Raw genomic sequence first — 12,571 nt, 5'->3', positions numbered from 1 at the left:
TAGGCGCGAGGGCGGCGCCGGCGAACAGTAACCATCCCTGCACACAAACCTATTGCCCCGAACCACATCAAGCGCTTTGTCGTCCTGGTCGATGCCCTGGAGGGAGGCGGATCATGAACAGTCTCTTACCGCGCTGCACACTGCGCCCGCTCGCGCCTGACGAGGGCGAAGGCGACCTCATTGAGTTTCCCGACTATCCAGGCTGCATGGCCTACGGGCCAACGCCAGAAGCGGCCCTCCGCGAAGGCTACGATGCCCGCCATTCCTATCTGGAAACGCTCAAGGCCTTGGGCCATCCTTTGCCAGGCGCGCGCCAACATCAAGAATCAGGGACGTACCCCTAAACGCTGCGAGCGGCAGGCGGCTCGCCGTTAGGCTGCAATCCGAGTAAAGTCCACAGCCATGGATGAGATCAACAATCCGCACGACGGCAGATTCCACCAGTGGCAGAAACTCTTGTTCGGCCTGGGCCGGATGCGCAAGCGCCCAGTCGAGCAGCAGATCACCGAGCACAATGAAGAAGTCCGGCGACGGTTGCCAGTGCGGCATCTCCAGCAGCAGGCGGGGCAGCCACGAGGTGCTGTGCGCCACCTGATCCTCGAGATCAACGGCACTGATCACCGGCAGCAGGCCGATGCGGGTCGCCGGCCCGCGCGTGGCTTCGAGCAAGGCTTCTGCCCCAGTAGCATCGTCCGCCAGGCACTCATCGGCATCCAGGAATGGCCGCTCACCCTGCAAGTGCTACACTGAAGCGCTCAACAGCGAGGCGACATCACCATGGCCACCACACTCGACGACGTCTGGGCCCTCTTCAGGGAGACCGATCGCAAATTCCAAGAGACCGACCGACTGATCGGCGAACTGCGCGAGGAGTCGCGGGAGACTGATCGCAAGTTTCAAGAAACCGACCGCAAGTTTCAAGAAACCGATCGCAAGTTTCAAGAAACCGACCGCAAGTTTCAAGAAACCGACCGTCGATTCCAGCAAACCGAGAAGCTGCTCAATACCATCAGTCGCCAACTCGGCGAGCAAGGCAACCGCCTGGGCGACTTTGTCCAGGCCATGGTCAAGCCCGCCGTCGTGCGGCTGCTGCGCGAGCGCCAGCTGCCGGTGCATCAAGTGCTGAGCAACCTGCTGGCGTATGACGACGACGGCTGCCCGCTGATGGAGATCGACCTGCTGGTGGTCAACAGCGAGGTGGCCGTGGCGGTGGAATGCAAATCCCACCTCGGCACCGACGATGTGCGCGAGCATCTGGAGCGGCTTGCGCAGTTCAAGGCCTGCTTTGGCCAATACGCCGGCTACAAGCTCCTCGGCGCGGTCGCGGCCATGGTGCTACCCGAAGACGTCGGCCGTTTCGCCTACCGCCAAGGCCTCTTCGTCCTCGCTCAATCAGGCGATGCCGTGGTGATTCGCAATGATCGCCGCTTTGAGCCGCGTTATTGGTAGAGCTTCAGCGGCCAGCCGCTGGCGGAAAACCAGGGCGAAAAACCAGGGACGTACCCTAAACTCTGCTGGTTCGGCCCCACCGACGCCCGGCTGCGCCAACAGATCCAAGAGGCCGATGCCGAGACGTTGCTGGCCTGGTCCGAGCGCCTCATCGTTGTGCTCGACCGTGAAGGTCGCACCGGAATCCCGTCCGAAACCTTGAAGCGCTCGCCAAGCACATCCGAAGAGGCGTTCCGAGCGTTGGGCATGGCGAGCTTTGCCGATGACGGCGATGACCAGGATGTCGACTGGGAAAAGGTGTTCGATGTTCAAGCTCGGTGATGTTGTCCTGCTCGAACAGTTTCGCGATGCCTTGCACGATCTCTCGCCGCGCAGCGACGCGGAGATCAAAGGCGATGTGCTGACCCGCTTGGTGCAACTCGCCATGCGCTGGATCTTCAGCGACCAGCCGCTCGAGCATTTGGAGCGGTTGATCGCCTTGATCGACCAGGTCGCCGACCGCGACACGGCGCTGCAGCGTCTGGAATCGCTGCTGCTCGCCTAGCGCCAGGCAGATCGACCAAGTGGATTCCACCAGCGGCAGGATCGCCTGCTCGGCCTGGGCCGGATGCGCAATCGCCCAGTCGAGCAACAGATCACCGAGCACAAAAGATCACCGAGCACAAAGAAGACGTCCGGCGACGGTTGCCAGTGCGGCATCTCCCGCTCGGCCAGGCACTCATCGGCATCGGGTGATCTCGGCCAAGCAGGCCGACTGCAAGCCGAGACAGCCCTGTTCAGCAACCGTATTGGCCTCAAGCGAGAGGTCGCCAGAGAAAGATCGCCAGAGAACAGCTCCTGGGCTGCGACGATGAGTCAACTGTCGTCAGCGCTTCACGCGGCGCGCGTGACGCCTGCTTCATTGAGCGCTGGTCGGCCAGTGCTACACTGAACCCGTGAATCCCGAGGTGCGAAGACCATGGCCGCCACACTCGACGACGTTTGGGCCCTGTTTAGGGAGACCGACCGTACCTCAAGAGGAGGAAAAGACCGATGTACGCGATAGAATTCGAGACTGATCTGAAAGGTGGCGTCCTGACGATACCCGATGATTACAGGTCTCTGAACAATCAGCATGTGCGCGTGGTCATGCTGCTCGAAAACCATCCCGGCGATCCAGACCCACCCGGAGTTCGAGATCGACAAACAGATTGACCGCAAGCTGCTGATCAATATGGCGCCGGATGGCTACCTGCGGCGGGTGGGTTGAAAAGTTGGAGTCTTCACGATGAATGAGAATGGTATCACGCAAGAATTGGTACAAGATCGCGTTCTGGACTGGGTCAAACGTGTGGATAACCTTTACATGACGATCAAGGACTGGTTGCACCCGATCGAGGGGTGTCGGGTGGTTGAACATCAAGACGCAACCATGTACGAGGAATTAATGTACCGGTTTGGTCTTCGCCCCCAGGCAATGCCAACCCTGGATATTTATGAAGATGACGAGCTGATTGCGCGGATGAAGCCAATTGGTCTCTGGATTATCGGCGCAAATGGGCGAGTTGATCTGATGTCGCGTCATGGCGGCGCCCAAATCATTGACGAATCCGAGCCGTTTCAAGAGTCCAAGTGGATTGCGCATGATCGGGAACATTTTCTTAAAGGACAGTTGCTGACCAGGGACTATGTGTTGCGGAAATTGGGAATTCCAAACCATGAATGTGTTTGAGAGCCTCTCGGATATTTACGCAGAAATCGATGGTTTCTACATGGATCAAGGGCTGCAGCAGAGCAAGAACGGAGATGACGAGACAGAGGCAGTGATTGCTAGCAAGCGCAAACTCAACGACCATGCGTATTTTCTATTTTTGTTCAGCCGTTTCGAGGATGCGGTCAGAGAGGAAAGCAGTAGGCTGATTCGCCAAAATAGCCGTGTCGATCTTGATTGGGAGCATCGTCGGGTTTGGCAATTGCTGCCGTCTGGAAAAAATGCGGATCAACCGTCTTTTTTGGATCGTGTTGCGCTGTTGATCGATAAGCGTACCCATCATTATGAAAAGATTAAGGCGTACTATAAGCAGCGCAACACCATTGGCCATGGTGGCGATTTCACGATTCCCATCTCGATTTCGACTGTTTTTAGTGATCTGTCGGGCTTACTGGACAGGATCAAGGCTCAGGATGCTGAGCATGGTTGATGCCCCGATCGCCAAGTCATCGGCCTCGACATCGACATCCGCGCCCACAACCGCGCCGCCATCGAAGCCCACCCGATGGCCAACCGCATCCAGCTGATCCAAGGCTCCTCCATCGACCCCGAGATCACCGCCCGCGTGCACGCCATGACCGACGGCCACCAACGCATCCTCGTCTGCCTGGACTCCAACCACACGCACGAGCACGTTCTCGCCGAGCTCGAAGCCTACGCCCCGCTGGTCACCCCCGGCAGTACTGCGTCGTCTTCGACACCCTCATCGAGGACATGCCCGCGGACATGTTCCTAGACCGCCATTGGGGCCCCGGCGACAACCCCAAAACCGCCGTGCATCAGTTCCTCAAGACCCACCCGGAGTTCGAGATCGACAAACAGATCGACCACAAGCTGCTGATCAGCGTGGCGCCGGATGGGTAGCGGTTAAAAGTCATTGAGGCGCAAACCGCACTCATTCGCCTGATGCAAAGCGAAAGCAGGCTCAAGCAACAGATCCTACTCGGCGTTGGTAGCTTCGCCACCGGCTCCCTGGTCACCTGGCTCGCCCAGCGTTTCCTGGGAAGCTAACTGTTCATCTTCTAAAAGAGGGGACTACCTTGCGCCAGATGGAGCGCAAGTTCAGTCCCAGCAATGCCCGGCTGCGCCAGCAGATCCAAGCGGCCGATGCCGAGACGCTGCTGGAATGGTCCGATCGTATTCTCACCGCTGAGACCCCGGAGGCGGTGTTTCATGAGTGATGGGATCAGCGCTGCCCTTGCCCCTCGCGCAACGCCCGCGCCAACTCCTGATACTCCCGCGCCTGCTCCACGCGCCCCATCTGCTCATGGAGCACCGCCAGGTTATGCGCCGCCAGAAAGCTGCCACGCCCCTGCACGCTACCCTCGAGCTGCGGCTGCTCGCCCAGCGCCAGGCAGGTCGACCAAGCGGAGTCCACCAGCGGTAGGAACTCCTGCTCGGCCTGGGCCGGATGCGCAATCGCCCAGTCGAGCAGCAGATCACCGAGCACAAAGAAGAAGTCCGGCGACTGTTGCCAGTGCGGCATCTCCTGCTCGGCCAGCTGAATCGCCGTCTCCAACTGCCCCGCGCGCTTGAGCACATAAAGCAACCGCACCACCAGATCATGCCGATAGCCTTGCTGTGGCGCGACCCACTGCAAGGCGCGCTGATCGTGCTCAGCGGCCTCCGCGAAGGCCCCATAGACCTCGTCATCCTTGCCCAGCTGATAGTGCAGGTAGGCATCCTCCGGGCGCTCCTCGAGCATCGCCAGCAGCAGCCGCCGATTACGACCGCGTTTACGCGCCAGCGCCGCGCGTCGGTAACCGCTGTGGTAGATCGGCATCGGCAAGCGCACCCGCGGCCGCTCCGAGCACGGCTGCTCATGCACCCGGCCCTGATAACGCACCGAGGCCGGCAGCAGCCGGGGCAGCCACGAGGTGCTATGCGCCACCTGATCCTCGAGATCAAAGGCACTGATCACCGGCAGCAGGCCGATGCGGGTCGCCGGCCCGCGCGTGGCTTCGATCAAGGCTTCTGCCCCAGCGGCATCCTCGGCTAGGCGCTCATCGGCATCCAGGACCAGATTCCAAGCCGCAGGCGAGTACGCCAAGGCCGCATTGCGCGCGGCGGCGAAATCGTCGCACCAGGCGAAGTGATGCACCTGTGCGCCACAGTCCTGAGCGATAGCGACCGTCGCATCGCTCGAGCCGGTATCGAGCAGGATGATCGACTCGACCAGGTCCCGCGCGCTCTCCAGGCACGCGCGCAGTGTCACCGCCTCATTGCGGGCGATGACCACCAGCGCGAGTCGGCAGTGGGGGGGCTTGGGCGGGGAGGGTGGCTGTGCTGAGCGGTGTGGCATGGGCGTCGGGCGCGCTGGTGGGCGTGATCAGGCATGTTGAGCGGCGCTTGAGCATAGCGCAGTGAGCAGTGATCATTCGAGCGACAACAGGCGTGCTAGATCTGTCAAAATGGCTGTTCGGTTGAAGCCTGACCAGAGCTGGGCAGAGCCGACCTGACCAGAGCTGACCTGAACCGACCACTGCCGAGAGACCCCAACATGGCCCTCGCACAAGAAGACATCCAATTCATCAAAGCGCATCTCGGCGAATGGCTGGCTGAACAATCGCTCGGCAAACCACCCGCGGTCTACGAGATCGAACTGCGCGAGCGCATGGTGCGGGTTGAAGAAGAACTTAAACACCAGCGCGAACTGATGCGCGAAGGCTTCGAGCGCATGGACGAGCGCTTCATCGCCCTGCGCACGGACATGGACCAGCGCTTTCAGCAGGTCGATCAGCGCTTCGAGCAAGCCAACAAGCGCCACGACGAACTGCGCCAAGACATGCTGGCGCGCTTTGCGCAGGTCGACAAACGCTTCGAGCAGGTCGACAAACGCTTCGATGAGATGATCAAGCGTCACGACACGCACTTTCTCTGGATACTCGGCTTCATCGCGACCGGAGTCGGTCTGGTCATCATCGCGATGCGGTATCTGCCGGGACCAGGGCCTTAGGTCAGGGTCTGTCGCCTTGGCGCTTGAGACTTGGCATGGGGCTCGCCCCCGCTACAGCGTCCTGCCTTGGAACATTGCCGAAGAGGTCAAGGCGCAACTGGCCGATCTCGCCGAGCGGGGCGCTCGCTTCGTGACCGCAGTCCCGTCACTCAACATCAGCTAGCCTTGTAGGCGTCACAATGGGCTCACAGTGATTCTCCAATGGTTCGTATCATTGCTCCAATCACGGCGATCGAAACGATTGCTGAAGGCCCCTCGATTCGGGAGTTCCATCTCCTGCGCCAGCACTATGGACCAGGACGTTGGAGGAAGAAAAAGGGTATTGCCTTGGTCGAAACGGACGACGGCGCTCATCAACCCGCCGAGATCCACTGGTACGAAGCCCACGGCATCGGCAAGGTAAAAATGAAGGTGAAACGATGGCTCTAGAATTCGTGGTCTGTTTACGAAAAGACGATACCGGAGACTTCTCGGGCGATGATCTCCAGCTTGGCAGGCTCTATGAGTTGGTGGAAAAGGATGCCGGTCACGGCATGCTGCGGATCATCGACGAATCCGGCGAAGACTATCTTTATCCCCAATCCTGGTTCGACAGTGTCGCACTTAGCCTTGCGGCCTCAGAACAACTGGCCAAGGCGTTACCACATCGGTAAACGATGAACCCCCGCATCTCCGACACCCAACCCCCCATCGCCGAGCCAAAAGCCTGCCCCGGCAACGACCCGGTCATCGTCGATTGCGCCACCCAACTCAAACAAGCGCTCGGCGCGCGCCTGCGCGAATTGTGGCTGTACGGCTCGCGGGCGCGTGGCGACGCGCGTCCAGACTCCGATTATGACCTGCTGGTGCTGCTTGACCGTGATGCGACGGAACTGCGCGAACGGGTCTTAGACGTGCAAGTCGACATGCTCGACCGCCATGATGCGCTGGTGACGACACTCCTGCACACCGAGGACGACTGGCGGCAACAGCAAGGCTATCCGCTGGCCATCAACATCGCCCGCGTGGCCGTGCGCCTGTGACGCCCGAGTGCGATGCCCTGCTCGCAGCCACCCTTTGGCCCGCCGCATCACGCTGATCCAAGGCTCCTCCATCGACCCCGACCCCGAACGCCGCCTGATCCGATCAAGCGGACCCAGCGACAACCCCAAGACCGCCGTGCACCAGTACCTCAAGACCCAGCCGGAGTTCGAGATCGACAAACAGATCGACCACAAGCTGCTGATTAGTGTGGCGCCAGATGGCTACTTGAAGCGGTTGGGTTAGGTCAGTGAGAGGACGTTAAAGTTGACAAACTCGGACTCGGGGGCTAGGTTAGCGCGCATCCGCCCCAGAGGAGTACGCCCGCTCAACAATCCCGAGCGTGTGCCGAAAGTCCGGGGCTTTTTTTGGGAGCATGGATATGAGGGTGCGACGGATCGCGTTCGCCAAGACAGAGACCGCTGTCTTCCGCGAGGCGTTGTTTGTCGAACTGCGACGAAAACGAAAGTTCGCGATTCGGCTCGGCCATGTTCAAAAAGATTCTGGCTGGCAGATTGATCCCGCAAAGACCAAGTATCTGCTGAAAATGTTGCCCTGGTTAGACGACATTCAGGCGGCTGTGATGGATGGTGCTCCCATGCCGGAGTTGACGCCAGCTGACAGGCAAGAGCTTCAACGCGCCCTCACGGGATTCAAGTCCCTTGATGCCGACAGCGTCAGACTCGGGATGCGACAGAAAGGCGTCGACATGAGAATCGGGCTCGACATCGCCAGTATGACGCTCAAGAAACAGGTCGATACGCTGATTTTGGTAACCGGCGACAGCGACTTCGTGCCAGCCGCCAAGTTAGCGCGTCGAGAGGGCGTCGAGTTCTTGCTCGACCCAATGTGGCAATCCGTCAGCGCAGATCTAAACGAGCACGTTGATGGAGTCGTCTCCAGCTTTCCTAAGCCGCAGCGCTGCTAAAGCGAAGCGTCGTCCACCGACCAAATGCTCAAATGCAACCTCATCGCCAACGACCTCGGCCAAGGCTGGACAGCCCTCATTGGCCTGGCCTTCATTCCGCTGTACATCAAGTAGGAAATGGACGGACCAGGTTAACTGTCCGCTAAGCCACGGATACCACCGCTAACAGTTGGGGCGAGCGCCGATGAGACCCATCGCCCTGCTTGATCCGGCTGATGCAGCAGCTGCGGTTGACCTAGCAGCTGGGGCAGCCATCCTCGCGCTCCACGTCTACATCCTGTTTGAGCACAAGAGCCATCCCGACGACTGGGTCTTGCTGCAACGGCTGCGCGACATCGCGCTGCAGGGCGAAGCCGAGATGCTGCTGCGCCAGATGGAGCGCAAATTCGGCCCCACCGATGTCCGGCTACGCCAACAGATCCAAGCGGCCGATGCCGAGACGCTGCTGGAGTGGTCCGATCGTATTCTCACCGCTGAGACGCCGGAGGCGGTGTTTCATTAGCGCCGGGATCAGCGCTGCCCTTGCCCCTCGCGCAACGCCCGCGCCAGCTGCTGATACTCTCGCGCCTGCTCCACGCGCCCCATCTGCTCGTGGAGCACCGCCAGGTGATGCGCGGCCAGACAGCGACCACGCCCCTGCACACTGCCCTCAAGCTGAGAAAAACGAGGGACGTCACCCTCCTAGAAAGACCAGGGCACCGGGATGACACTTGAGCGCACGAGCGAAGGACTTGGCCTGCTCGATGTCGAGGGCGGAGCGGTCGGATTCGATCTCGACTAACGCCGCCAGCGGCAGCCCAGCGCGCGTGGCAAGCTCCTTATGGGTCAATTCCTGAAGCTCGCGCAGGATGCGCACGGATTCCCCAGGCGAGACCTCGATGCTGCGCGAACAAGGGCGGTTGATCCGGCCCGCCTGATGTTTTGACCGACTGGACTCCCGACCACCGGCCGTGGCTGCGAAAACCTCCGTCACAAGGTCCGACGCGCCTTCCAGCACAAAGAGATGAAGGATGTTTGCCAAGCACTCGCCAAATGGCAGCCCAAACAGCCACCCGCACGCCTCGCTGATCTCTTTCTCCAGCCCCCGACGCCAGACATCCACAGGCCGTCGCCAGTGCATTCGTCGAGCTCCAACACCATGGCCACACAACATTGGACCACGTTTGGACCTTCTTCAGGGGCACCGATCGCAGGTTTCAGGAAGCCGACCCAAACACGCGATGCCCTGGTGATCCGCAATGATGGCCGCTGTGAGCCGCGTTACTGGTAGATCGATCACAAGCTGCTGATCAGCATTGTGCCGGATGGGTCCTTGAGGCAGCTATCGTGAAGGGTTTTGGCTAGAGGAAGGAATGTCTGATGACCAGTCTACAAACAATTGTCAAACAGCACCAAGCCAGAGCAGCGCACTGGGCGGGCGAATCGGTCGATTGGGGAAGGCGTCGGGAAAAGTGGTTATCGGTGCTTCGGCAGCTGATGGACGCTTTGCGTGCGTCTTTCAAGGATGCGGGTGTGCCCATGGATCAGATCGTGGACACCCGACATCGCCTCACCGAGGAAACACTCGGGGCCTATGAAGCGCCGGGGCTCGAGGTCACGATCGGTCGAGACCTTGTGGCCTTCATCCCGGTTGCGAGCCTGATCATTGGGGGCTATGGACGTGTCGATGTCATTGGACCTCGCGACCAAGGATGGGCTCCGCGGACTGCGTGCTGCGATCTAATGCGGTGCCGCTGAACAACATCCTCACCGGCTGGATCGGTGCCGAAGGCGACAAAGCTTGGTTGCGGCAAAGACTGTTGCAGCTGTTGACCTTATTTCGCCAACGAAACGATTTGGCACACGGCCGGATCGCGGAAGATGTCGCGGTTGAGCGCGTTTATGACTTGCTGTGTCGGATCAGGGAGAAATGGTGTGCTGCTGTTCCAGATTTTCGCGGGTTCTGAGACCGGAGAAAATTAGCCAAATGAGTGACGTTCCCCCTAAATGCTGTAGCAATCTTAGCAGCCGGTGGCTGATCGCTAGCTGAGGCCGAGATGCTACTGCGCCTGATGGAGCGCAAATTCGACCCCACCGATGCCCGGCTTCGCCAGCAGATCCAAGCGGCCGATGCCGAGACCCTACCGGAATGGTCCGATCGCATCCTTACCGCTGAGACGCCGGAGGCGGTGTTTCACTGAGCAGCGCCAACAAAACAGCCTGCAGTTGCGGCCCTGTTTGCTTGCCAGCGTTGCACGCCGATAGCCCAAGTGATGGGTCAACACCGGCAGCCGAACACGCGGCTATTCAGACACCGGCTGCTCATGCGCCCGGTCTTGATCGCGCACCCTGCAGGCAAGCGTCTCGGTATCCAAGCCGTGCTGATCTCGACTCGCTTTCTCAGTAGGGTGGAGCGTCTCTACTCAGGCCGCTGACACCATCGGCGCCTGCTCATGCCAGCGAGCGAGAGGAACCACCAATCGGGCGAGCGGATGAGGCGTCTCGATCATCTCAAAATGCTGCTCTGTTCCCGAGCCGTAGCGCTGCCGATCTGCTTGCTTCTGAACCCGTTTGAGCGTGTCTAAAAGATCTCCACCGCGCCCCGGTTGATAGGGGATGATCGCCAACATCTGAGAGAGGCTTGCATCATCAAGTTGCTGCAGTGTGTGCTCCACCAGATAGGCCGTTAAATCCCCAGAATAAGTCTTGAACCACTCCGCTGATAAGATCAGCGCCCATTGCAGATCCTCTGGATCTTTCGCAGCGAGGCACTTGACATCGAAAGGCCCTCGTTCTAACTCGATGGCTTCAACGAGGTCTGCAATGGTTACAAAGAGTGCTTGCATAGCTGTTCAACCAACTGTTTTGTTGCTGCCAGTAATGCCTGTGCGTCGGCATCGGAGGCATACTCGGGGTCGTGATAGCGGATTTCAGGCGACCACTGTACGACCTTGGACCAGGCTTGCTGGCGCTTGACCTGCGCTTCTTGACCAGTGAACCGTAGCAGTAACGACAGATCATGGACCTTTAGGCACCGAAGCGTCGCTGGTGGATTGAACTCCGTCCAGCCCAGTCGCTGGACGATCGCGAACTTCAGTGCCAACTCAACGGCATAGCCAGCAAGGTAAACGGCATTGGCATACCGACCGTGTTGATACAGTAACAGTGAGTCTTCGTATTTTTGCGTCAGATTGTTAATGATTTCGATGGGTTTCATGCTGGCCCGCGCTACTTGGCAAGTCGATGATGCGCCGCGCCAGCGATTCCGCCACCGGCAAGGCGCTCGCCTGCAGCGCATGCTGATACTGGCGCGCCGCTTCCTCGAAGTCGTCATAGACCTCGCAGTCCTTCTCCAGCTGATAGCGCAGATCGGCATCCTCCGGGCGCTCCGCGAGCATTGCCAATATAGCCATCGGACCTGATATCCAGACGCCTGATCGACACCAGTTGTACGCTAGCACCATATCTGAGTCTGGCAATCACGGTAAAGTCCACCGCCATGGATGAGATCAACAACCCCCATGACGTCTACTTCCGCGAGAGCTTCACCCGGCGTGAGATCGCGCAAGACTTCCTGCGCCAGCACCTGCCGGCTGAGCTGCTTGAGGTGGTGGATCTGGACAGTCTGGAGATCAGCAAGGACAGCTACGTCTCCAAGGAATTGCGCGCGTCGTATTCTGATCTGGTCTATCGGCTGCAATGGCGTGTGCCTGATGAGGCTGATCCAGCCGTACCTGAGCGGGCTGATCCAACCGTGCCTGAGCGGGCTGATCCGGCCGCCGCAGTTGATCTAGAAGATGCTGCAGCGACGCTCGCGCTCCACGTCTACATCCTGTTTGAGCACAAGAGTCATCCCGACTACTGGGTCTTGCTGCAACTGCTGCGCTACATCGCGCTGCAGGGCGATGCCTACCGCAAACAGCATCCCGAGGCCAAGACCTTGCCGCCGGTCTATCCGCTGGTGCTCTATCATGGTCAGAGTCTCTGGCGGATGCCGAGCGATTTTCATGCGCTGATCCGGCCGCTACCGGACGCACTCAAGCCCTACGTGCCGCAGTTCCGCTATGCGCTGCACGATCTCTCACCACGCAGCGATGTGGAGATCAAAGGCGATGTGCTCACCCGCCTGGTGCAGCTAGCGCTACGCTGGATCTTCAGCGACCAGCCGCTGGAGCATCTGGAGCGGTTGATCGCCTTGATCGACCAGATCGCCGACCGTGATACCGCGCTGCAGATTCTGGAATCGCTGCTGCGATACTATGTCCAAGGGACACAATGGGTGGAAGAGAGTGACGCCCGCCGCTTGTTGGAACAGACCGCACCGGGAGACCCCATCATGCAGACGTTTATTGATCGGTATATTAGACTTGTGACTAAATAATATTTTTTTATTTTTCAGTAACCTGACGAGCATTCTTTCAGTAAGCTTTTTCAAAACAACAGCTTAACCTTGAAAAGTTATAATTCGACCCTATTAATAATTGAATGG

Annotated in this window: 26 protein-coding genes and 1 pseudogene; 21 read left to right on the top strand and 6 right to left on the bottom strand. The window is 59.4% G+C overall.

Annotated features, from left to right (window positions below):
- Positions 1–113 precede the first annotated feature (113 nt).
- The 10 genes and pseudogenes from CCR96_RS00970 (at position 114) to CCR96_RS00925 (ending at position 4,380) form a co-directional block, all read left to right on the top strand.
- On the top strand, positions 114–344 hold the full coding sequence (locus CCR96_RS00970) for a type II toxin-antitoxin system HicB family antitoxin (protein WP_201215183.1): 231 nt from the start codon (positions 114–116) through the stop codon (positions 342–344).
- 58 nt (positions 345–402) lie between these two features.
- On the top strand, positions 403–750 hold the full coding sequence (locus CCR96_RS00965) for a hypothetical protein (protein WP_201215181.1): 348 nt from the start codon (positions 403–405) through the stop codon (positions 748–750).
- Positions 751–777: 27 nt separating this feature from the next.
- Entirely contained in the window at positions 778–1,449 is a 672-nt protein-coding gene (locus CCR96_RS00960) for a DUF3782 domain-containing protein (RefSeq protein ID WP_201215179.1), read from the top strand.
- 126 nt (positions 1,450–1,575) lie between these two features.
- Positions 1,576–1,770 carry a hypothetical protein gene (locus CCR96_RS00955; protein WP_201215177.1) on the top strand — a complete coding sequence of 65 codons (195 nt, stop codon included), beginning with the start codon at positions 1,576–1,578 and terminating at the stop codon, positions 1,768–1,770.
- Entirely contained in the window at positions 1,754–1,993 is a 240-nt protein-coding gene (locus tag CCR96_RS00950) for a hypothetical protein (protein ID WP_201215176.1), read from the top strand. The genes CCR96_RS00955 and CCR96_RS00950 overlap by 17 nt, the downstream gene beginning before the upstream one ends.
- A gap of 570 nt (positions 1,994–2,563) precedes the next feature.
- On the top strand, positions 2,564–2,698 hold the full coding sequence (locus tag CCR96_RS00945) for a CmcI family methyltransferase (RefSeq protein WP_201215175.1): 135 nt from the start codon (positions 2,564–2,566) through the stop codon (positions 2,696–2,698).
- An 18-nt stretch (positions 2,699–2,716) separates the two neighbouring features.
- Positions 2,717–3,160: a hypothetical protein gene (locus CCR96_RS00940; RefSeq protein ID WP_201215174.1), complete on the top strand. Its 444-nt coding sequence runs from the start codon at positions 2,717–2,719 to the stop codon at positions 3,158–3,160.
- Complete coding sequence (locus CCR96_RS00935; protein WP_201215173.1) at positions 3,147–3,629, top strand: hypothetical protein; 483 nt, start codon at positions 3,147–3,149, stop codon at positions 3,627–3,629. The genes CCR96_RS00940 and CCR96_RS00935 overlap by 14 nt, the downstream gene beginning before the upstream one ends.
- An 18-nt stretch (positions 3,630–3,647) precedes the next feature.
- Positions 3,648–4,063, top strand: a pseudogene (locus CCR96_RS24300) (CmcI family methyltransferase).
- Positions 4,064–4,239: 176 nt separating this feature from the next.
- The gene (locus CCR96_RS00925; protein ID WP_420827240.1) at positions 4,240–4,380 is read left to right on the top strand and encodes a DUF4351 domain-containing protein; all 141 of its coding nucleotides are present in this window, start codon (positions 4,240–4,242) and stop codon (positions 4,378–4,380) included.
- 5 nt (positions 4,381–4,385) lie between these two features.
- Here CCR96_RS00925 and CCR96_RS00920 read toward each other — a convergent pair whose 3' ends face one another.
- A complete protein-coding gene (locus tag CCR96_RS00920; protein WP_201215172.1) occupies positions 4,386–5,501 on the bottom strand; it encodes a glycosyltransferase in 1,116 nt (371 codons plus the stop codon).
- A 198-nt stretch (positions 5,502–5,699) separates the two neighbouring features.
- Here CCR96_RS00920 and CCR96_RS00915 point away from each other — a divergent pair, with 198 nt between their 5' ends.
- The 8 genes from CCR96_RS00915 to CCR96_RS00880 all read left to right on the top strand — a co-directional run bounded on the left by CCR96_RS00915 (position 5,700) and on the right by CCR96_RS00880 (position 8,605).
- Entirely contained in the window at positions 5,700–6,155 is a 456-nt protein-coding gene (locus tag CCR96_RS00915) for a hypothetical protein (protein WP_201215171.1), read from the top strand.
- 16 nt (positions 6,156–6,171) lie between these two features.
- Positions 6,172–6,318, top strand: coding sequence for a hypothetical protein (locus CCR96_RS00910; RefSeq protein WP_207191814.1), 147 nt, complete (start codon positions 6,172–6,174; stop codon positions 6,316–6,318).
- A gap of 38 nt (positions 6,319–6,356) precedes the next feature.
- Positions 6,357–6,584, top strand: coding sequence for a hypothetical protein (locus CCR96_RS00905; protein WP_201215170.1), 228 nt, complete (start codon positions 6,357–6,359; stop codon positions 6,582–6,584).
- Positions 6,575–6,808 carry a hypothetical protein gene (locus CCR96_RS00900; RefSeq protein ID WP_201215168.1) on the top strand — a complete coding sequence of 78 codons (234 nt, stop codon included), beginning with the start codon at positions 6,575–6,577 and terminating at the stop codon, positions 6,806–6,808. Before CCR96_RS00905 ends, CCR96_RS00900 begins: the two co-directional genes overlap by 10 nt.
- A gap of 3 nt (positions 6,809–6,811) precedes the next feature.
- Entirely contained in the window at positions 6,812–7,177 is a 366-nt protein-coding gene (locus tag CCR96_RS00895; protein WP_201215167.1) for a nucleotidyltransferase family protein, read from the top strand.
- A 34-nt stretch (positions 7,178–7,211) separates the two neighbouring features.
- Complete coding sequence (locus tag CCR96_RS00890; RefSeq protein ID WP_207191812.1) at positions 7,212–7,421, top strand: CmcI family methyltransferase; 210 nt, start codon at positions 7,212–7,214, stop codon at positions 7,419–7,421.
- 193 nt (positions 7,422–7,614) lie between these two features.
- Positions 7,615–8,103, top strand: coding sequence for an NYN domain-containing protein (locus CCR96_RS00885; RefSeq protein WP_242518274.1), 489 nt, complete (start codon positions 7,615–7,617; stop codon positions 8,101–8,103).
- 184 nt (positions 8,104–8,287) lie between these two features.
- Positions 8,288–8,605 (top strand): hypothetical protein, encoded by a 318-nt coding sequence (locus tag CCR96_RS00880; protein ID WP_201215163.1) that lies wholly within the window; start codon positions 8,288–8,290, stop codon positions 8,603–8,605.
- A gap of 8 nt (positions 8,606–8,613) precedes the next feature.
- Here CCR96_RS00880 and CCR96_RS24970 read toward each other — a convergent pair whose 3' ends face one another.
- Positions 8,614–8,745: a hypothetical protein gene (locus CCR96_RS24970; protein WP_274601048.1), complete on the bottom strand. Its 132-nt coding sequence runs from the start codon at positions 8,743–8,745 to the stop codon at positions 8,614–8,616.
- A gap of 31 nt (positions 8,746–8,776) precedes the next feature.
- On the bottom strand, positions 8,777–9,223 hold the full coding sequence (locus CCR96_RS00875) for a helix-turn-helix domain-containing protein (RefSeq protein WP_201215161.1): 447 nt from the start codon (positions 9,221–9,223) through the stop codon (positions 8,777–8,779).
- 607 nt (positions 9,224–9,830) lie between these two features.
- On the opposite strand from CCR96_RS00875, the gene CCR96_RS00870 reads away from it, so the two are divergent.
- Together CCR96_RS00870 and CCR96_RS00865 are read left to right on the top strand one after the other, a co-directional pair.
- Positions 9,831–10,049: a hypothetical protein gene (locus tag CCR96_RS00870; protein ID WP_201215160.1), complete on the top strand. Its 219-nt coding sequence runs from the start codon at positions 9,831–9,833 to the stop codon at positions 10,047–10,049.
- A 90-nt stretch (positions 10,050–10,139) separates the two neighbouring features.
- Complete coding sequence (locus CCR96_RS00865; RefSeq protein ID WP_201215159.1) at positions 10,140–10,283, top strand: transposase; 144 nt, start codon at positions 10,140–10,142, stop codon at positions 10,281–10,283.
- 222 nt (positions 10,284–10,505) lie between these two features.
- Here the strand turns inward: CCR96_RS00865 and CCR96_RS00860 are convergent, their stop codons facing one another.
- Genes CCR96_RS00860 through CCR96_RS00850 form a run of 3 tightly spaced genes read right to left on the bottom strand, consistent with a single transcriptional unit; the run spans position 10,506 to position 11,495 of the window.
- Positions 10,506–10,928 (bottom strand): hypothetical protein, encoded by a 423-nt coding sequence (locus CCR96_RS00860; RefSeq protein ID WP_201215158.1) that lies wholly within the window; start codon positions 10,926–10,928, stop codon positions 10,506–10,508.
- Complete coding sequence (locus CCR96_RS00855; RefSeq protein ID WP_201215157.1) at positions 10,910–11,299, bottom strand: HEPN domain-containing protein; 390 nt, start codon at positions 11,297–11,299, stop codon at positions 10,910–10,912. The genes CCR96_RS00860 and CCR96_RS00855 overlap by 19 nt, the downstream gene beginning before the upstream one ends.
- Positions 11,277–11,495, bottom strand: a complete 219-nt coding sequence (locus CCR96_RS00850; RefSeq protein ID WP_201215155.1) for a hypothetical protein — start codon at positions 11,493–11,495, stop codon at positions 11,277–11,279. The genes CCR96_RS00855 and CCR96_RS00850 overlap by 23 nt, the downstream gene beginning before the upstream one ends.
- A gap of 86 nt (positions 11,496–11,581) precedes the next feature.
- On the opposite strand from CCR96_RS00850, the gene CCR96_RS00845 reads away from it, so the two are divergent.
- Complete coding sequence (locus CCR96_RS00845; RefSeq protein WP_201215153.1) at positions 11,582–12,463, top strand: Rpn family recombination-promoting nuclease/putative transposase; 882 nt, start codon at positions 11,582–11,584, stop codon at positions 12,461–12,463.
- Positions 12,464–12,571 lie beyond the last annotated feature (108 nt).

The sequence above is a fragment of the Halochromatium roseum genome, assembly GCF_016653315.1.
GTDB lineage: Bacteria > Pseudomonadota > Gammaproteobacteria > Chromatiales > Chromatiaceae > Lamprobacter > Lamprobacter roseus.
The sequence above is the reverse complement of the archived record's forward strand: the minus strand, read 5'-3'. Positions and strand labels throughout refer to the sequence as shown.